The organism is Cystobacter fuscus (genome assembly GCF_002305875.1).
Taxonomy (GTDB): domain Bacteria; phylum Myxococcota; class Myxococcia; order Myxococcales; family Myxococcaceae; genus Cystobacter; species Cystobacter fuscus_A.
This window is the reverse complement of the sequence record NZ_CP022098.1, coordinates 211,193-229,235: the sequence shown is the minus strand read 5'-3', so window position 1 is coordinate 229,235 and position 18,043 is coordinate 211,193. Positions and strand designations below refer to the sequence as shown.

The window sequence follows — 18,043 nt, the reverse complement described above, 5'->3', positions numbered from 1 at the left end:
CCAGATGTCGCAACAGACGAAGAAGCTTCAGGTGGGAATCCTCGTGTGTCCGGGCTTCGCCATCGTGGACACCATTGGAATCCACTCGGTGTTTGGCTTCACTCCCGATGCCGAGGTGCCTGCTGTGGCCGGACGGTGCGGGATTTGCCCTTGCGCCGGGCCAGCTGAGGCGAGCCCCTCACGACGCCCACCGTTGATTCCCGGCGGGCTCCGGGTTCACGTTTGTTAGGCTGCCGCCTCCCGATGCCCGCTGGTCCCGACCTGTTCGCCGCTTCCGTCGATGTGAACCGCTTCGCGCCGCTGGCCGAGCGCATGCGTCCACGCACCCCCGAGGAGTTCATCGGGCAGTCGCACCTGCTCGGCCCTGGCGCGCCCCTGCGCCAGCTCATCGAACGCAAGGCCATCGTCTCCTGCCTCTTCGGAGGGCCTCCGGGCGTGGGGAAGACCACGCTCGCGCGCATGCTGGCGGCCAGCGTCGACGCGGAGTTCGTCATCCTCTCGGCCGTCTCCGATGGCATCCCCCGCATCCGCGAGGTGGTGGCCGAGGCCGAGCGCCTGCGCAACCAGTACCACCGGCGCACCGTCGTCTTCGTGGATGAGATCCACCGCTGGGCCAAGAACGTCCAGGAACAGGCCCTGCCCCACGTGGAGAGCGGTCTCCTCATCCTGCTCGGGGCGACGACGGAGAACATCGGCTTCGAGGTGAGGCCCGCGCTCGTCAGCCGGTGCCGTGTCTTCCTGCTGCGCGAGCTCACCCCCGCGGACCTCCGGACCGCGCTCCTGCGGGCACTCTCCGATGAGAAGCGGGGGCTCGGTGCCCGGCATCTGAGCGTGAGTGACGAGGCGCTCTCCGTCCTGGTGGAGGGGAGCGGAGGGGACGTGCGCAAGGCGCTGGGCGGGCTGGAGCTCGCGGCCCAGCTCACCGCCGACGGCGCGGAGATTTCGCGCGAGACGGCCCTCCAGGCCACCGGGACACGGCTCGCACGGCACAACAAGGACGGGGACGAGCACTTCGAGCTCTTGAGCGCCCTCCAGAAGTCGTGCCGGGGCTCCAACCCCCAGGGGGCCATCTTCTGGGCGGCGCGGCTGCTGCAGACGGGCGACCACGTGGCGCTGTGGCGCCGGCTCAAGGTCATCGCCGTGGAGGACGTGGGGCTGGCCATGCCCGAGGCCATCGGCATCGTGCGCGCGTGCGAGGAGGGCTTCCACTCCGTGGGCATGCCCGAGGGGCGCATCTTCGTGGCCCAGGCGACCCTCTTGCTGGCCACGGCGAAGAAGAGCAACCGGGGCTATCAGGCGATGGACGCGGCGCTGGCGGCCGTGGAGGCCCACCCCAACGCGGCCCCGCCGCTCCACCTGCGCAACGCCCCCACCGAGCTCATGAAGGAGCTGGGCTACAAGAAGGGCTACGAGGCGCCCTGGAACCACAAGGACCACTACGTGCCCGGGCAGACGTATCTCCCCGAGCCCCTCGAGCGCTCCGTCTTCTACCGGCCGAGCAAGGAAGGCCACGAGGCGGAGATCCACGAGCGGATGAGCCACTGGTGGCGCGAGGACAAGGCGTCCCGGGGTGAATGACAACGCTAGAATGGAGCGGGAGCGTCGAGATCGAGCCGCACGCCCGTGCGAGGGTGGGTGAAGCCCAGCCCCTCGGCGTGAAGCATCAGCCGCGTGTCCTCGCGGCCGAAGCGGACGTCCCCGACGAGGGGTACGCCCAGGCCGAGCGGATGCGCGGTGTGAATGCGCAGCTGAAGCGGATGCCAGGTCCGGGGCCAGAGGACCACGCGCGTGCGGGCATCGCTCGCTCCGCAGACGCGCCATTCCGTGACGGCCCGCTTGCCGTGCAGTCCATCGGCGAGCACCTCCAGCGAGCCCGTGGAGGTACCGCGAAGGGCAAGCTCGACGCTCCCGTGCTCACCCCCGAGGCGGCCGTCCACCCAGGCCACGTGACGATGCTCGGCCTCGCGGCGCGCGAATTGACGCTGGAGGGACGCCTGCGTGGCGGAGTCCCGCGCGAGCAACACGAGGCCAGAGGACTCCGGCTCCAGCGGATGGACGAAGAAGGAACGGGAGAGCTCCGGAAACCGCCGCTGGAGCCGGACGAGCACCGAGTCCCGTGCGGGCGAGTGACGACCGGGCACACAAGGCAGTCCGTGGGGTTTGTCGATGACGAGCAGCCACGGATCCTCGTGAAGGACTCGTGGGTCCTCGAGGATGGCCACCGGCCGCGGGGGCCCGGGCTCCACCGGAAGCCCTTCGAGCATGTACGGCAGGACCTTGCCGCATTTGCCGTCACACGCCGGGTAGTACGCGCCGGACTGCCGGGCCCCCTTGAGCGGAGACGCACCCCACCAGAACTCGGCGAGCGCCAGGGGCTTCAGGTGATGGCGATAGGCGAACGCCAGCAGCTTGGGCGCGGCGCAGTCCCCAGCACCTCCGGGGGGTGGCTGGGGCGCGAACAGCGCGGCCAGCGACAGGCGCTCTCCGCGCGCGTTGGAAATCACGTAGCAGTGGGCCATCCGCCGCCATAGCTCCCGGGACCGCTCCGCGCGAAGGTGGGCGATCTCCGCGAGGCGTGCCTCGCACTCCCGCCGGGCCGCCATCCGCGACTCACGCGAGGCCTCGTGAAGCGCTTGCGCGTGACGCTGCTCCAGCGCCGCAAGCTCGGCCTCCCCCTCCGGCCAGAACGCCTCGCGCGCGGCTGCGTCGAACAGCGGTGGGACGAAGCCCTCCACGTTCCAGGCGCCCTCCAGCATTCCGGAGAACGCGCACAGCGAGCCGATGCGCCCGCCGGGTGTCGCGACGACCAGCACCCCGAACATCTTGCCGCCACCGGGACGCCACAGTGCCTCCCACCGTGCGCGCTCCTGGTGCAGGCGCTGCTGGAGCGCCTCCGCCGACCGGCGAGCCAGCCGCCCCGGGGGTCCCGGGTCGAAGGGGCTCGCGAGGCGCGAAGGCACGTCCCCGGGAGCCAGCGGCCCCTCGAAGAACGTCACGGCCCGTGGGACGTCCGCATCGCTCACGCTGTCATCCGACACGTCGCTCGTTCCGCTCCGGAAGGTTCCGTCACGGCCCACCATACCCCGAGGCATCTTGGCATAGAGCCGCCTCCTTCATTCCCTTCTTCATCCGTGCGAAGTCTGTCCAATCCAAGGCGACGGCCGCGCTCCTGGATGTACTTGTCGATGCTGGCGTTGATGCGGTTATAGACGGCGTCGGCGTTGTCCAGGTTGACGGCCAGGTTGGGCGCGGGGATTGCGGTACTGCGCGGATTGCATGGGCCGGCGTGTGCCTGAAGGGGGCTGCGCGGCCTCTCCACCGGCCTGACGCACAGCCCGGGGGTCGCCGTCAGCAGCCCTCCACCCTCAACACCGCCTCTCTCCGCGCCTATCACGGTGCCTTGCGCCCGACAAGTCCGAGATGCGCTCGCCCCGCCTCACGAAAAAACATCTGCATAATTTGCCTCGAGCCCTCCTCCTTATTGTTGTTGAAGACCGGACGTTGGGAGAAGCCACGGAACAGATGGCTAGCGGTTTCCTCTGGCAGGTCCATGAGAAGGCTCTCGAAACGGGGAACCCTCGTGGACACGGCGGAAGAGCCGCGTCCAGGGTGTGGTGTGCGGGGAAGCGTACGTCGCCGGCCCGCGCTGAGTCGCTGCAAGCCACTGAAACGGGAGACATCCCGTGGGCTTGCCCGCAGGGTGGATGCGAGCCTGACCCCAGCAGGGGGGCCACCCTCCTCCGCCCCTGTGCACCAGCCCATTCCCTCACCAGTACCCCACCCCCATTCGTCCTATGCATTTCAGCCCGAATCACCCGTGAGCACTGGAGCTTGGAGAATGGCTCGCCTCTTCCCCGAGCGGGAAGACAAGGAAGAACGGCAATCCACCAAGTGCAGGAGCGCCGTCTGGGACAACGACTATCTGACGGTCGTCCTGAAATCCAAGGCTCCCAATATTTGGATGTTTTCGCTCGACATGAATTCGTAGGAATCCCTTACTTCCTGGTAGGAGAAACGCAATTGAGTGACCGTTGGGTGTTTGACGTTTGGCTCGGAAAGGGTTTAAACGCCCTTATGGACTCTAGCTGGACAATTTTCATACGAGTGCGTGCCCTGGTCCTTCCGGGGGTACTGTTCCTGGCCAGCCCTGCGGCGAACGCGATGGAGCCAACCACTTCCGAGGAGACTCGAGTGGGCCTGGAGAAGCTGACCCGCCGCCGCGTCTTCTTCGGGCACCAGTCCGTGGGGGGTAACATCCTGGATGGAGTACGGCTGCTGTCGACCCAGGGGGGCCCGGCGCCGCGCATCATGGAGGTGAGCGACCCCTCCACCCCCCTGGCGCCCGGCACGCTGGCCCACACGATGGTGGGCCATAACGAGCAACCCGAGACGAAGATCGCCCACTTCGAGAAGCTGATGGACGGTGGGATGGCGCAGGGGGCGGACGTGGCCTTCTTCAAGTTCTGCTACATCGACTTCAACAGCACGACGGACGCGAAGGCTCTCTTCGAGAAGTACCGCGCCACCCTGGCCGGGCTGAAGGCACGCCACCCGGGTGTCACCTTCGTGCACGCCACCGTGCCACTCACCACCGTGCAGCGTGGCGCCAAGGCGTGGCTCAAGGAGTTGATGGGCCGCCCTGTGTGGGGCATGGGAGAGAACGTCACGCGCGAGGCCTTCAACGCATTGCTGCGCCAGACGTACACCGGCAAGGAGCCACTGTTCGACCTGGCCGCGCTGGAGTCCACCCGCTCCGACGGCACACCCGAGACGTATGAGCTCAACGGCCGCCGCTACCCGGCGATGGTGCCCGAATACTCGGACGACGGCGGCCACCTCAACGCCGCGGGGCAGGCGCGCCTCGCCTCGGCCTTCGTCACCTTCCTGGCAACACTGCCGCAGCCCTCGCAGGTGGCCGCTCAGACCGGACCGTGATGCCATGACCCTGTCCCTTCCACTGACGCAAGAGTTGGACACACTCATCTCGCGCCTGAAGCTGCGCCGCTGCCGCATGGTGGGCGCCTCGCCCACGGTGTTGGGCAGGGTGTGGATCCACGGCGAGGGCGAGGTGTGCGTGGGCACCCGCGTGGTGCTCGACGGCCGCATCGCCCCCATCGAGTTGCACGCCCAGCGCGGGGGCCGCATCGTCCTGGAGGACGAGGTGACCATCGAAGGAGGCACCTCCATCGAGGCGCAGGAATGCATCACCGTGGGCGCCCGGAGCCGCCTGGGCTCCTGGTGCAAGGTGATGGACAACCACTACCACCCGCTGCGTGGCAACCGTCACGAGCGCCCGTCGTCCATGCCCCTGACCATCGAGGAAGCCGTGAAGGTAGGCAGCCGCGCCATCCTGCTGCCGGGCACCCACCTGCAAAAAGGGGCCAGCGTGGCGCCGGGTACCGTCGTCTCGCGACGCATTCCCGCCGACACAGCGGTCGGGGGATGGCCCGCGCGGATGATCCGCCGGGAGGTGGTTGGATGATCGCCCAGCCCCTGCTCACCCGGTCCGCGTCCGTGCTGGCGCAGTTCTCGGAGATGCGCGCCCAGCTCCAGCCCCTCCCCATGTACGCGGTTGGCATGGTGCGCGCGCAATGGATCTTCCGCTCCTGCCACATGGGATGGGGCGTGCGCGCTTACGGCCACGTGCAGGTGAACAACCAGGGATGGATGGAGTTGGGCCAGAAGCTCACCTTCAAGGGTGGCATGCTGCCCACCACCCTCACCTGCCATCCCGACGCCCGGCTCACCGTGGGCTCCCGCTCCCACTTCAACTACGGCGTGTCCCTGGAGGTCTGGGACTCCGTGCGCATTGGCGAACGGTGCATGTTCGCCTCGTTCGTGCGCATCAGCGACCGGGATGACCAGCGCACCGCGCCCATCATCATCGAGGACGATGTCTGGATTGCCCATGGCGCCATCATCATGCCGGGCGTGCGCATCGGTGCACGCTCGGTGGTCGCCGCGGGCAGCATCGTCACCCAGGATGTGCCGCCCGACTCGCTGGCCATGGGAAACCCGGCGCGCAACATGAGCCTGGATCTGGTGTCGCGCGCACCAGGCGCTCCTGACTCACACACGCCTCCGCCCCGGGTTCCGCACTCCTCGATTTCAAACAGGATTGAATCGTGAGCGTTCGTGATCGCATCCGGAACTTCATCGTCGAGACCTTCTTCGTGGACGACTTCGGGGACGACGACTCGTTCCTGCGCAGGGGCCTCATCGACTCCACGGGCATGATGGAGTTGGTGGCGTTCATCGAGACGGAGTTCGGCATCAAGCTGGAGGACACGGAATTGGTGCCGGAGAACCTGGACTCGCTCTCGCGCGTGGTGGCCTTCGTGGGCCGCAAGCAGTCGAGCCCGCGGAAGGAGAGCTGACCCGGCATGTGCGGCATCGCGGGTTTCACCTTCCCGGCGGGCGGGGGCGCCGGAGCCGCGCGGAGCATGCATGCCGGGCGGCTCCGCCGCATGACCGCCAGCATCAAGCACCGGGGGCCGGACGCGCAGCGGGCGCTCCTCCTGGATGGCGTGGCCTTGGGGCACGCGCGACTGTCCATCGTGGACCTGGCCAGCGGCCACCAACCCATGCGGGACGAGGCCACCGGCCTCACCGTCGTCTTCAACGGAGAGATCTTCAACCACGTGGAGTTGCGCGAGCAGCTCTCGGGCGGGTATGCGTTCCGAACCCGCTCGGACACGGAGGTCATCCTCGCGGCGTATCTCCAGTGGGGCATCGACTGCGTGCGCCGCTTCGAGGGGCAGTGGGCTTTCGCGCTGTGGGATCCGCGTGATCGCACGCTGTACCTGTCACGCGACCGCGTGGGCATCTGCCCGCTGTACTACGCGTGGCTCCCGGACGGGCACGTGGCCTTCGCGTCGGAGGCCAAGGCCCTCTTCGCGGGCGGCCTGGTGACGCCGACGCTGGATGCGCGAGGCCTCAAGCAGACATTCCAACTCTGGTCGCCGGTGGCGCCGCGCACCTGCTTCGAGGGCGTGTCGCTGCTGCCGCCCGCGCACACCGCGCGGCTGAAGGACGGGGCGCTGGACGTCTCCCGTTACTGGGACCTGGACTTCGGCGTGACGCCGGAGCCGGTGGAGGACGCGCCGCGCCTGCTGGAGGAGCTCGGCGCGGTGCTGGAGAAGGCCGTGCGGCTGCGGCTGCGCGCGGACGTACCGGTGGCGGCGTACCTGTCGGGCGGCCTGGACTCCAGCCTGCTGTGCGCGCTGGCGCAGCGGCAGCTGGGCGGCACGCTGCGGACCTTCTCCGTGGGCTTCGCGCACGCGCGCTTCGACGAGCGGCAGCACCAGGCCACGGTGGCGGAGCAGCTGCACACCGAGCACCGCGTGGTGGAGATTCGGGACGGCGACATCGGCGCGCTGGTGCCCGGGGTCATCTTCCACGCGGAGCAGGTGATGATGCGCACCGCGCCGGCTCCCTTCCTGCGGCTGAGCGGGTGGGTACGGGAGAACGGCATCAAGGTGGTCCTCACCGGTGAGGGGTCCGACGAGATGTTCCTCGGCTACGACCTCTTCAAGGAGACGAAGGTCCGCCAGTTCTGGGCACGCCAGCCGGGCTCGAAGTACCGGCCGCTGCTGCTGCGCGAGCTCTACCCCACCCTGTCGGTGAGCCAGCAGAACGTGGAACTGCTGCGCGAGTTCTTCGGCATGGGGCTGGACACGCCGGACAGCCTGGCTTTTTCGCACCAGGTGCGCTGGTCCAACAGTGGCCGCATCCTGCGCTTCCTCGCGCCGGAGTTCGCGGCGAAGGTGGCGCACGAGGATCCGGTGGCGTCGGTGCTGGCGTCGGTGCCAGCACATGTGGCCGGGTGGCGGCCACTGGCGCGGGCGCAGTACCTGGAGGCGCGCACGCTGCTGTCCGGCTACCTGCTGTCCGCGCAGGGCGACCGGATGATGCTGGGCAACGCGGTGGAGGGGCGCTTCCCGTTCCTGGACACGGCGGTGATGGAGTTCGCCGCGCGCGTGCCCGAGCAGCTCCGGCTGCGCGGACTGGATGAGAAGCATCTCCTCAAGCGCTTCTCGCGGGGCAAGGTGCCGGCTTCCATCCTGGAGCGGAGCAAGTTCCCCTACCGCGCCCCGATCGCCGGCGCGCTGGTGGGCTCCGAGGCCCCCGCGTGGGCTCGGGAGCTGCTGGCCCCGGACGCGGTGACGGCCACGGGCGTCTTCGACGCGCGCAAGGTGGAGCGGCTGGTGGCCAAGCTGCGCGCTCCCAACGCGGCCGAGAGCGAAGCGGACACCATGGCCTTGTTCGCCGTGGCCTCCACGCAGCTCCTGGCCCACCACTTCCTCCACCCGCGCCCGCCGCCGGCCGCGGACGTGGAGGCCGTGCAACTGGAGGCCGCATGAGTGAGCAGACTGACTCCGCGTCCGCCTGGGTTCTGGCTCACGCGAAGGCCATGCCGGACGCCCCGGCGGTGGACTCGCCCTGGACGCGGCTCTCCTACCGGCAGCTCGCCGAGCGCATGCTGTCACTGGCGGGGCACCTGCGCGCGGCGGGCGTGAAGCGTGGCGAGCGCGTTCTCATCGCCCTGCCCCTGGGCTGCGCGGCGGTGGTGGCGGGCCTGGCCGTGCAGGCGCTGGGTGCGTGCGCGGTGGAGCTGGACCGGGAGACGAGCGCCGCATCGCTGGATGCCATCCTCGCGCAGACGGGCGCGCGGCACGCCTTCCTCTTCGGTCAGGATACGCGGCGCTGGACGGCGCGGACGCAGCTCACGCACCTGTGGGTGGTGCACTCCGCGCGTCCGCCAGAGCGCATGCGGGGGCTGCTGGCGCCCGCGGCATGCACGTGGGTCCAGGAGGACGGCTCGGTGGACCCGGAGGCACGCGCGGAGGCACTGGAATCGCCGCCGCCCACGCCCCCGGAGGCACACGCGTCCATCGTCTACACCTCCGGCAGCACGGGCACGCCTCGCGGCGTCATCCAGACGTTCGGCAACATCGCCGCGAACACGCACTCCATCGTGGAGTACCTGGGGCTCACCCCGCGCGACCGCGCCATGCTCATCCTCCCGCTGCACTACTGCTACGGGAAGAGCGTGCTGCAGACGCACCTGCGGGTGGGCGGCTCGGTGTTCCTGGACCCGCGCTTCATGTACCCGCGCGTGGTGCTGGAGGCGATGGCCACGGAGGCGTGCACGGGCTTCGCGGGCGTGCCGCTCACCTTCGAGCTGTTGCGGCGTCAGGCCACCCCGGAGTCGCTGGCGAAGCTGAACCTGCGCTACCTCACACAGGCTGGCGGTGGCATGGCGCCGGAAACAGTGCGCTGGACACGCGAGGTCTTCCACCCGGCCGAGCTGTTCGTCATGTATGGCCAGACGGAGGCCACCGCGAGACTGAGCTACCTGCCCCCCGCGCGCGCCCAGCAGAAGGCGGGCTCCATCGGCATCGCGATTCCGGGCGTGGAGCTGCGCGTGGTGGGCGAGGAGGGGGCGCCGCTGCCCGTGGGCGAGACGGGTCACCTGGTGGCTCGCGGCGCCAACGTGACGCCGGGTTACCTGGGCGCTCCCGAGGACACGCGGTCCATCCTGCGCGACGGCTGGCTGTGGACGGGCGACCTGGCGTGGCGCGACGCGGACGGCTTCTTCTTCCTGGAGGGGCGTGCGAAGGAAATCCTGAAGATCGGCGGCCACCGGGTCAGTCCCGCCGAGCTGGAGCACACCCTCGCCCGGCACCCGGCGGTCCTGGAGGTGGCGGTGGTGGGCGTGCCGGACGAGCTGGGTGGCGAGGCGGCCGTCGCGGTGGTGGTGATCCAGCCGGACACGCCGCTTCGCGAGGAGAGCCTGCGGCGCTTCTGCCGCGAGTCGCTTCCCGCCCACAAGGTCCCTCGCCACGTGATGTTCACGGAGGCGCTCCCGCGCGGGCCCAACGGCAAGGTCCTCAAGGCAGAGCTGCGCATGCACGTCATGTCTCCTGTTTCTTCCCTTGAATCGAGGCCATCGAGATGAAGTTCTCCAAGCAGGTATTGGAAATGGACTGGGAGGCCAAGGCGGCCTCGCTCTCCGAGGGGCTGCGCGAGGCGGTGCTGAAAAAGCTGCGGCGGCGCGGGCTGGTGGTGGCCGTGTCGGGCGGCATCGACTCGGCCTGCGTGGCGGCGCTGGCGGTGCGCGCGCTGGGGCCGGACCGCGTCTTCGGCTTGCTGCTGCCGGAGCGGGACTCCAGCGGCCTCTCCTCCACGCTGGGCCGTGAGCTCTGCGAGAAGCTGGGCATCCAGTACACCCTGCAAGACATCGCGCCCATGCTGGAGGCGGCCGGCTGCTACCAGCAGCGGGACGACGCGGTGCGCTCGGTGTTCCCCGAGTTCCAGCCGGACATGAAGTGGAAGATTGTCATGCACGGCGATCGGCTGAACACGGACGCGCTGAACGTCTCCTACGTGGTGGTGCAGGTGAACGGTGAGGAGAAGCGCTTCCGGCTGACACCGCGGGCGTATGTGCAGATCGTCGCGGCCACCAACTTCAAACAGCGCGTGCGCAAGATGATGGAGTACTTCCACGCGGACCGGCTGAGCTTCGCGGCATCCGGCACGCCGAACCGGCTGGAGTACGATCAGGGCTTCTTCGTGAAGCTGGGGGACGGCTCGGCGGACGTGAAGCCCATTGCCAGCCTCTACAAGACGCAGACCTACAAGCTGGCCCGCCACCTGGGTGTCATCGACGGCATCCTCAACCGCGAGCCCACCACGGACACGTTCAGCCTGGAGCAGTCGCAGGAGGACTTCTACTTCTCCGTGCACTACGCGCAGTTGGATCTCCTCATGTGGGCGAAGAACCACGGCCTGTCGCCCGAGGAGGTCTCCGCCGAGATGGGCCTGACGCCCAAGCAGGTGCAGCGCGTGTTCGACGACATCGACCAGAAGCGCCGCACCACGGCCTACCTCCACTCGGCCCCGTTGCTGCTGGAACCGGTGCCGGAGCTGACGCCGTACAAGATTTCCTGAGCGAAAGAGTCCCTTGGGACTCACTGAGAGTGGAGGCGGCAGGTTCGATTCCCGCCGCCTCCACTTTTTTACGCCGTGCTTACGGGTGGTTAGCAGCTCCTTCCATCCGTGTTGCACGTATGTCGCACGCGGGCGCAGAGGGCCGGTCGAGAACCCCGACCGCCTCTCTGCGCGTGTCCGGGCTCAGGTGGGCGTAGCGCTCCGTCATGTCGATGGTCGCGTGCCCCATCAGCTCCTTGATGACCGTCAGCGGTATCCCCCTCATGGCGAGGTGGCTGCCGTAGGTGTGCCGCAGGTCGTGCCAGCCGATGCGGCCCTGCTCGCGCGTGATGCCCGCCCGCTGGAGGGCCCGGCGCAGCGGCAGCTTGAGCAGCCCATCAGTAAGCGGCCGACCGTCCTCCTGACAGAACACGTAAGGGCCGCGCAGGTGCCGGTGTCCCTTGAGTGCGTCCACTGCCGAGCCGGGCAGTTCCACCGTCCGCTCGCGTCCGCCCTTGGGCAAGCCCGAAACACCGCGCCAGATGGTACGGCGGACGTGCAGCTTGCCTCGCTGGAAGTCCACGTCTCCCCACTGGAGCCCGATCAGCTCCCCTTGCCGCAGCCCCGCCTTGAGCGCCACCAGGAGCAGTGCTCGCCATTCCGGCTCGGCGGCGTTGCTCAGGCGCTCGGCTTCCTCGAAGGTGAGGAAATCAAAGGGCGGCTTCGGCAGCTTCGCGAAGAGCCTCACGCGCGGGGCCTGCTCGATGACCCGCTGCTCTTCCGCGACCGCCAGCAGCTTGCTCAGCACCGTCAACACGTTGTTGATGGTTTTGAGGCTCAGCGGCTTCGGTTCCTCACCGCTGCGCTTGCGGATGGCTGCCCGCGTGGGGGCCTCCTTCCGGGCGCGCGCTGCCGACTTCTTCTTGCGCATGGCAGCTTTGAAATCCTCGATCTCCGCCGGACCAATGGCAGTCAGCGCCATTTCACCGAAAAACGGCAGGATGTGAGCCTCTAGGATTTGGCTCTTGCTGACGACGCTGGAGTGTTTGTTGTTGTTCTCGCTGTAGGTGAGGAAGCGCGGGGCAAACTCCGCCAACGTCATAGGGCGCTCCCCGGTGTTGCTCTCCTTTCCGAAGGTTCCATTGAGGAGGGAGGCACGCAGTTCGCGCTCGTACTGCTCGGCACCCCGGCGCGTCTGCACAGGCGAGAACTTCACGACTCGCTGTCGCCGTCCGTCCGGGTGGTGGAACATGAAGTCCACTTGCCAAGCCTCCTCGACCTTCCCTGCATTGTTCTGCCACTTCCGCAATCTGACGCTCATTTCCGACTCCCGAGCGCAGAATCACGGCCCTTACCGGCTGTCCACTCTAGCAGGGCAGCGCGGCGGATGCGGAGGGTTTTTCCGATACGAGCGACGCCGGGAACCTGCTCAAGCCGGATCGCTTCGTAGAGGGTTTTCCTGTTCACGCGCAGTATTTCGGCGGCTTCCTCCACCGTGAGAAACGCGGGCGCGGCGTCCGCAGCAACGGGGGGCGTGCTCATGGCTGGCTCCCCTCCTGCATGGACGTTGCTCTCCGGGTTGCAGAACGGGCCGCACTCCAGAGAATGCCGTGCCGCTGGTGCATGGACACGCGAACTTCCCGCCGATCCCCAGCGCTGGCGCCCAGGAAGGTGACCACAGGCGCGGCCCGGAGTGACCACAGGCGCCGCCTGGAGAGACTACCGGCGTTTTTCCCGGCGTCCTCACCTGTCAGCCAACAACGGCGCACGAATGCGCCACACACGGAGGGTTTCCCCTCCAGGGATTCAATCTTGTTCATCACCGACCCGCCCTGAACGACACGCCCAACAGCCCAAGAACTACCCAAATCAGCAGTGACACAGCGCAAAGCCGTGTGTCCAGGCCACGAACAGAGCGCGAGTGGTGACCGGCAAGAGTGCAGCCGGTCAACCAAGGGCCGCACAAGCGAGCGAATGGAGCACGGCCCGCATCGACCGCGACCACGAAGCGTGCGGCGAATGGCCGTCCGGCCTGCCTGGATGCTCGCCACGAGGCCGCGTCGACGTGGCCTCCTGTCCGGACCGCACGGACGTGCCAAAGCACAGCGCGCATCCAGACGGGCAGGCAAGGGAGGCGGGTAGCCACAGCGTGGCCACCACCGGAGCCACCACGCGGCCACCACCGCCACCACTCAGAGCAACCAGCGGCGCCACCACCGAGGCCACCACTCGCCACCACCGAGGCCACCACCGGGCACCGTTACTCGTAGAACCGGTCCAGCAATGACGGGCCATGCCGAACCGTCGCCCGTGCGTGCACAACAGGCCCGCGCCGTGCCGAGTCATGCAAGGGCACATGCCGCACGCCACCGGACGGAGCTAACACATACATGTGGGGAACAAATCTGTACTGATTTCCCCGACTCGGGCCTAAACGCGCAATCTCTGCAATATTTGTTTCGCACTTCTTTGGTAGTCCCGGGCTTCCCACGCTCGCATGGCTGTGTTACCTATCCTGCCGCATCACATTCTTGCCAACGTCTGCACTGGAGGTGCCCCATGCCGAGCGAACGGGTTTCGCGTCGGAGGTGGATTCGTGTTGCCTGCTTTTCGGCTCATGCGCCGCTGAGCTTGCTTGTGTTGCTGGCGGTGCTCGCGTCCTGCCCGGTCGCGTGCGCGAGCCATCCTTCCCCGGATGCGCTCGCCGCTACCCGTGACGTGATGGTGCGGGTGTGGGTGGGTTTGAAATCGGTGAGTTCTACACGCGCGGCGACGGCGAGAGCTGGCGGCGTGCAGACCGCCCCACTCTCGACAAGCTGTAGGGCTTCGTGAGGAAAACGCACCATGACCGACAACTCCGGCCCGCGCCTTGTCTTCAGTTTCGAGGGCTTCCGTTACGAGGTTTTCCGCACCCAGGTTGATCACCGGGATTACGACAAGCTTCTTCTCGCTTGGAGGCAGCCCCTTGGCGGGGGCCCTCGCTCGCAAGTCATTCTCAAGCCCTTGCAGATCGGGGCCTCGGACCACGAGAAGCGCGAGCGCGCTTGGGAAGAGGTGCAACTTGCGACGTATTTGGAGCACCACGGCATCGCCAAGGCTTACGGCTTCACTTTCTGTGACGATGTTTCTTATGTCGTCATGGAGCACATGCGCGGCTGTTACCTGCTGACGGCGATGGATTTTGCCTTGCTGGTGGGGCGCAGGTTGTCCCCGGCCTTTGCTGCCTATGTGGCGGCGGAAGTAGCCGACGCGCTTGACTATGCGCACCGGCGCACGGCTGGCGAGCGCGACCCGCTGCACATTGTCCATCGCGCCGTGGGTCCCATGCGGATCCGTCTCGGGTTTGATGGCCGCGTCAAGCTCATGAATTTTGGCGCCGCGTACTCGGAGCTGCGCGAACGCCTGAAGACGCCGCCCGGCCTGCTGCGGGGCGATCCTGCCTACTGCGCACCCGAGGTTCTGCGCGCTGTGATGAAGTCCAACGGGAACCGTTCCGCACCAGTCATCGCAGGAGCGGTTGACGGCAGAGCGGACGTTTTCTCTCTCGGCCTCGTTCTGCTGGAAATGCTGCTCGCTGAATACCCGCTCGACCCGAGCGAGGCCCCCGTGCAAAGCGCTCCCCAGGGGTTCGCATCCGGTGTGCGCGCTGAGCGGACGGCACAATTGAGCCTGGATGTGTTGGCTTACCGTCTGCTGCGCTTCGACCCTGCGGCAGCGGAACTTCAACTTGAGTTCGCGCCCGCGCCTTTGCGGTCCATTATCAGGCGTGCGCTTCAGCCAGAGCCCTCCGAGCGCTTCACGGCCGGGCAAATTCGTGACGAGCTGCATGCCTACCTCTTGACCCTGGACCCGCTGGTCAGCGGTGCGGAGATCGCGGCGGAGCTGAAGGCAATCATGGAGGCTGCCGCGAGGGTCAAGCGGTTGACGGCAAACCCCATCGAGCGAACGGCTCTGACGCCGGACGAGGAAGGAGACTCGCGCGAATGAAAGGGAAGCAAGGCACAAAATCGGCCGCCAAGAACGGGCGAGCCCGAACCGATCTCAGTATCCAGATCGGCAAGGCTGCACGCAAAGCCCGATTGCGAAAGGGACTGACACAGGCGGATGTAGCCGAGCGGGTCAAGCTCACCAACGAGGTGTATGGAAGGCTAGAGCGCGGCGATATGACCCCGAGCACGCCAACTCTTGCCAAGCTCAGCGCGGTGCTAGGAATTAGAGCGGACGTTCTGCTGGGGCTTTCCGGGCCGGACACCACCCAAGCCCAATCCGTGCCTAGCGACGAACTGCCGCCGGAAGTTCGGCGGTTGCTCCGGACGGTGCGAACGTTGGACGACGTGCAGCTCAACGTTTTCAAGGGAACGGCGTCAGGGTTTCTCAAGCTCAAGAGGAGACGACGGCAGCAGCAGCGCAGGCGTGATAAAGCGAGTGGCGCTGACACCTGAGAGGCACATCGCATGGAAGACGACCTGCTACAGAAAACAATTGGCGAGGCTGCCCGAACCGCGCGCGAGAGTCTCGGACTCACACAGGCCCAAGTAGCCAAAAAGGCAAGCATAAGCGCGCAGGTCTACGGGCGCATTGAGCGCGGCGGAATGATGCCCTCGGTGCCGACGCTTCGGCGGATAGCGGTTGCGCTCGGCATGGACCCGGGCGAGCTGCTCGGTATGAGCGCGCGAGAGGTGCCAACCACGGACAAGGATCTGTCACCCGAGACCCGGAAGGTTGTTGGGCTCTTGCGGACGTGGCCAGAGGCAAAGATCGCGGTCGGCAGCGGGCTGCTGCGGGTCCTCGACGCCGTGCCGATGGGCGAGAAATAGGCCCGTCTCGGATTAGGGACTGGGGCGGTGGGTGGGGCAGGCCGCATTGGAGCGGTCGCCAGACTCTTGGAGGGTCCACCTGCCGCCCCGGTCCCGCCGTTTCAGCCGTATCCCTTCGGTTATGCTACGCTCCCCCATCTTGGAGGTGAGGTAGAGCGTGGGACTGGTACTCAGACACCCGGGCATCGACGAGATGATCGGGGACTACAAGGTCGTCGGGTTCTTGGGAGCTGGGGGCCTCGGGATCGTCTACAAGGTGGAGCGGGGGAGCCTCTTCTTTGCGTTGAAGCTTCTTCTAGTCCCGAGCCTGGATGGCAGGGCCAAGCGAGAGATAGGCATTCTCATCCACCTGGAGAACCCTTGCGTCGTGCGCTACGTGGGGTCGGACTTCTGGCCGGACCCTGCCGGTCATCCTTACATCGTGATGGAGTATGTGCCGGGGGCTACGCTTTGGGCGTTTGCCTACAAGCAAAACCCATCGGCGCGGAAGGCGACGCGGATCATCCTGGATGCGGCATTGACGCTCGGCGAAGTACACGCGGCGGGTGTGTTTCATCGTGACGTGAAGCCCGATAACATCCTCATTCGGGGAGAGAGCGAGCGCCCAATCTTGATCGATTTCGGGATTGGCTCTCTTGCCAGTGCCCCGACTGTCACCGGCTCGCAGCTCCCGCCCGGAACAGAGGAGTTCCGCTCCCCCGAGCAGATACGCTTTCAGCGCGCCAACCCGGACGGCGCGGGTCAATACGAGTACGGGCCGACCGACGAGATGTGGGCGTTGGGGGTGACTTATTACTGGCTGCTGACGGATGTTTTGCCCTTTGGCGAGCGCACGGATGAAGGGGGCCTGGATGGGCTGCGCGAGCGCATCTTGATTCAGCGGCCGATTGCACCGCACGTCGTCAGTCCGCGCGTTCCGCTGGCTGCCTCTCTGCTGTGCATGAGGATGCTTGCTGAGCGGCCCGAGGAGCGCTTCCCTCTTGTTGCGTTACTGTGCGCGGAGCTGCGTGAGTCCCTGTCCAACGCCCAGAACGACGCTGCCTGGGATCCGCCGCTCGTGGATCCGCTCGATCCGCAGACGACAACGACCATCGGGGACCCGGAACGGCAAGAGCCGAACGATCAGCGGCGCATGTTTCTAAAGCTGGCGAAGCGGCGCCCCCGGCGCGGACAGCCCCTGCCGGACGGCGCACCTGTCCTTCCCCCTGTGCCCGCTCAGGTGGGAGCGCCACCGGCCCCCGCCGCAGAGGCAGAGCAGGACGAGCCCCCCAAGGTGGATGAGCCGGGCGTGGGCGCGGCCCCTGGGGAGCACGAGCAGCCCGTTGAAGGCGCTCCGGTGCCGCCAGTTCGCGAACTCGAGCCTGCCGCCGCAGTTCCCCACCCGCGGCGTGCCGCGTGGCGCGTGGGGCTCGCTGGGACCGTGCTGCTGGTGGCCGTCGTTGCCCTGTCCGTGGGCGCGAACCTGGGGGGACCTGGCTCTACGGGGCGCACCAGCGAGGCAGGGCTAGAACTGCCGCTACCGTCCACGTCCCCCGCCCCCGGCGCAACCGACGCAGGCGTGAGCGGCCGTGAAGTAGCGCCCGCTCCAAAGCCGCTGGAATCTCTCTCTGGAGGAGACGCGGCGCCCGTTGGGGCTCAACTTCCCGCGTCTACCGCTAACGCCATGCTTCGCACGCCCGCTCAGACGCCCAAGGACGAAACGCCGAAACCGCAGACGCAAGGTGCAGGACTCCGCTTGCCGGTGAAAACTGCCGTTGCAGCCGTCACAGCTTGCTCGCTGCTCGACGGGGGATGCACCGCGCCCGCTTCCCAGGTGCTCACCGAGCCCCCTGCAATTACGTGCCCCCAGCATTGGCAGGAGACCCACGAGAGGTTCGGCATTGGCTGGAGCGGCTATGCCACGGTGAAAGGGTACAAGGGGGAGCCCGGAGAGTTGGCCAGGGTGAAGGATGGTCCCGCTACCCTCCAAGTAGGTGGCCAGACCTTAATCGGGCTATTGCCTGACGGCACCCTGTTTCTGGGAAAGTGGCAGCTTGGGGACGACCGCCTTTTCGGCACCTTCACCGAGGCGAAGGTTCCAGGCGTGGGGAGTCTCCCCGTGTGTTTGGTTGTTGGCCTGGAAGCCCAAGCGCCCTATCTGGATGAGCGCGGCAAGGAAGTCCTTTGTCCCCCCGGCTTGGGCCAATGCCTTACTCCCGGAAGCAAGCCCGGCAACGCCAAGACACCTTCGCGCATTGCTCTCGTTCGGCCCACCGGGCAGCCCTGATTATTGCCGTGCTTTTTGGAGGTTGAGT

Annotated in this window: 16 protein-coding genes; 13 read left to right on the top strand and 3 right to left on the bottom strand. The window is 67.2% G+C overall.

The features are described 5' to 3' along the window. Nucleotides 1-243 precede the first annotated feature (243 nt). Nucleotides 244-1,578: a replication-associated recombination protein A gene (locus CYFUS_RS00985; protein ID WP_095983499.1), complete on the top strand. Its 1,335-nt coding sequence runs from the start codon at nucleotides 244-246 to the stop codon at nucleotides 1,576-1,578. 5 nt (nucleotides 1,579-1,583) lie between these two features. Here the strand turns inward: CYFUS_RS00985 and CYFUS_RS00980 are convergent, their stop codons facing one another. After that, nucleotides 1,584-3,080 (bottom strand): RluA family pseudouridine synthase, encoded by a 1,497-nt coding sequence (locus CYFUS_RS00980; protein WP_095983498.1) that lies wholly within the window; start codon nucleotides 3,078-3,080, stop codon nucleotides 1,584-1,586. 758 nt (nucleotides 3,081-3,838) lie between these two features. Here CYFUS_RS00980 and CYFUS_RS50215 point away from each other — a divergent pair. The 8 genes from CYFUS_RS50215 to nadE all read left to right on the top strand — a co-directional run bounded on the left by CYFUS_RS50215 (nucleotide 3,839) and on the right by nadE (nucleotide 10,953). Beyond that, nucleotides 3,839-3,988 carry a hypothetical protein gene (locus tag CYFUS_RS50215; protein WP_157758152.1) on the top strand — a complete coding sequence of 50 codons (150 nt, stop codon included), beginning with the start codon at nucleotides 3,839-3,841 and terminating at the stop codon, nucleotides 3,986-3,988. Between the two features lie 203 nt (nucleotides 3,989-4,191). After that, a complete protein-coding gene (locus CYFUS_RS00975) occupies nucleotides 4,192-4,935 on the top strand; it encodes a hypothetical protein (protein WP_232537288.1) in 744 nt (247 codons plus the stop codon). Between the two features lie 4 nt (nucleotides 4,936-4,939). Further along, nucleotides 4,940-5,482 (top strand): acyltransferase, encoded by a 543-nt coding sequence (locus CYFUS_RS00970; protein ID WP_095983496.1) that lies wholly within the window; start codon nucleotides 4,940-4,942, stop codon nucleotides 5,480-5,482. Next, nucleotides 5,479-6,129, top strand: coding sequence for an acyltransferase (locus CYFUS_RS00965; RefSeq protein ID WP_095983495.1), 651 nt, complete (start codon nucleotides 5,479-5,481; stop codon nucleotides 6,127-6,129). The genes CYFUS_RS00970 and CYFUS_RS00965 overlap by 4 nt, the downstream gene beginning before the upstream one ends. Beyond that, nucleotides 6,126-6,377 (top strand): acyl carrier protein, encoded by a 252-nt coding sequence (locus CYFUS_RS00960; protein ID WP_095983494.1) that lies wholly within the window; start codon nucleotides 6,126-6,128, stop codon nucleotides 6,375-6,377. The genes CYFUS_RS00965 and CYFUS_RS00960 overlap by 4 nt, the downstream gene beginning before the upstream one ends. Before the next feature lie 6 nt (nucleotides 6,378-6,383). Continuing rightward, nucleotides 6,384-8,363, top strand: coding sequence for an asparagine synthase (glutamine-hydrolyzing) (asnB, locus tag CYFUS_RS00955; RefSeq protein ID WP_095983493.1), 1,980 nt, complete (start codon nucleotides 6,384-6,386; stop codon nucleotides 8,361-8,363). After that, entirely contained in the window at nucleotides 8,360-9,961 is a 1,602-nt protein-coding gene (locus CYFUS_RS00950; protein ID WP_095983492.1) for a class I adenylate-forming enzyme family protein, read from the top strand. The genes asnB and CYFUS_RS00950 overlap by 4 nt, the downstream gene beginning before the upstream one ends. Continuing rightward, entirely contained in the window at nucleotides 9,958-10,953 is a 996-nt protein-coding gene (gene nadE, locus CYFUS_RS00945; RefSeq protein ID WP_095983491.1) for an NAD(+) synthase, read from the top strand. The genes CYFUS_RS00950 and nadE overlap by 4 nt, the downstream gene beginning before the upstream one ends. A 79-nt stretch (nucleotides 10,954-11,032) precedes the next feature. On the opposite strand, the gene CYFUS_RS00940 is transcribed toward nadE, so the two are convergent. Together CYFUS_RS00940 and CYFUS_RS00935 are read right to left on the bottom strand one after the other, a co-directional pair. Continuing rightward, a complete protein-coding gene (locus CYFUS_RS00940) occupies nucleotides 11,033-12,253 on the bottom strand; it encodes a tyrosine-type recombinase/integrase (protein WP_095983490.1) in 1,221 nt (406 codons plus the stop codon). After that, entirely contained in the window at nucleotides 12,250-12,474 is a 225-nt protein-coding gene (locus tag CYFUS_RS00935) for a helix-turn-helix domain-containing protein (protein ID WP_071905296.1), read from the bottom strand. Before CYFUS_RS00935 ends, CYFUS_RS00940 begins: the two co-directional genes overlap by 4 nt. 1,302 nt (nucleotides 12,475-13,776) lie before the next feature. Here CYFUS_RS00935 and CYFUS_RS00930 point away from each other — a divergent pair. The 4 genes from CYFUS_RS00930 (at nucleotide 13,777) to CYFUS_RS00915 (ending at nucleotide 18,015) form a co-directional block, all read left to right on the top strand. Then, a complete protein-coding gene (locus tag CYFUS_RS00930) occupies nucleotides 13,777-14,919 on the top strand; it encodes a serine/threonine protein kinase (protein WP_095983489.1) in 1,143 nt (380 codons plus the stop codon). Beyond that, nucleotides 14,916-15,374, top strand: a complete 459-nt coding sequence (locus tag CYFUS_RS00925; protein WP_095983488.1) for a helix-turn-helix domain-containing protein — start codon at nucleotides 14,916-14,918, stop codon at nucleotides 15,372-15,374. Before CYFUS_RS00930 ends, CYFUS_RS00925 begins: the two co-directional genes overlap by 4 nt. Before the next feature lie 12 nt (nucleotides 15,375-15,386). After that, nucleotides 15,387-15,749, top strand: coding sequence for a helix-turn-helix domain-containing protein (locus tag CYFUS_RS00920; protein ID WP_095983487.1), 363 nt, complete (start codon nucleotides 15,387-15,389; stop codon nucleotides 15,747-15,749). 157 nt (nucleotides 15,750-15,906) lie between these two features. Continuing rightward, nucleotides 15,907-18,015, top strand: coding sequence for a serine/threonine protein kinase (locus CYFUS_RS00915; RefSeq protein ID WP_095983486.1), 2,109 nt, complete (start codon nucleotides 15,907-15,909; stop codon nucleotides 18,013-18,015). Nucleotides 18,016-18,043: the final 28 nt, after the last annotated feature.

Excerpts from the sequence above, each read along its gene's own strand:
- CYFUS_RS00985 (WP_095983499.1), top strand. The coding sequence starts at position 244 with ATGCCCGCTGGTCCCGACCTGTTCGCCGCTTCCGTCGATGTGAACCGC.
- CYFUS_RS00980 (WP_095983498.1), bottom strand. The coding sequence starts at position 3,080 with ATGGTGGGCCGTGACGGAACCTTCCGGAGCGGAACGAGCGACGTGTCG.
- CYFUS_RS50215 (WP_157758152.1), top strand. The coding sequence starts at position 3,839 with ATGGCTCGCCTCTTCCCCGAGCGGGAAGACAAGGAAGAACGGCAATCC.
- CYFUS_RS00970 (WP_095983496.1), top strand. The coding sequence starts at position 4,940 with ATGACCCTGTCCCTTCCACTGACGCAAGAGTTGGACACACTCATCTCG.
- CYFUS_RS00965 (WP_095983495.1), top strand. The coding sequence starts at position 5,479 with ATGATCGCCCAGCCCCTGCTCACCCGGTCCGCGTCCGTGCTGGCGCAG.
- asnB (WP_095983493.1), top strand. The coding sequence starts at position 6,384 with ATGTGCGGCATCGCGGGTTTCACCTTCCCGGCGGGCGGGGGCGCCGGA.
- CYFUS_RS00950 (WP_095983492.1), top strand. The coding sequence starts at position 8,360 with ATGAGTGAGCAGACTGACTCCGCGTCCGCCTGGGTTCTGGCTCACGCG.
- nadE (WP_095983491.1), top strand. The coding sequence starts at position 9,958 with ATGAAGTTCTCCAAGCAGGTATTGGAAATGGACTGGGAGGCCAAGGCG.
- CYFUS_RS00940 (WP_095983490.1), bottom strand. The coding sequence starts at position 12,253 with ATGAGCGTCAGATTGCGGAAGTGGCAGAACAATGCAGGGAAGGTCGAG.
- CYFUS_RS00935 (WP_071905296.1), bottom strand. The coding sequence starts at position 12,474 with ATGAGCACGCCCCCCGTTGCTGCGGACGCCGCGCCCGCGTTTCTCACG.
- CYFUS_RS00930 (WP_095983489.1), top strand. The coding sequence starts at position 13,777 with ATGACCGACAACTCCGGCCCGCGCCTTGTCTTCAGTTTCGAGGGCTTC.
- CYFUS_RS00925 (WP_095983488.1), top strand. The coding sequence starts at position 14,916 with ATGAAAGGGAAGCAAGGCACAAAATCGGCCGCCAAGAACGGGCGAGCC.
- CYFUS_RS00920 (WP_095983487.1), top strand. The coding sequence starts at position 15,387 with ATGGAAGACGACCTGCTACAGAAAACAATTGGCGAGGCTGCCCGAACC.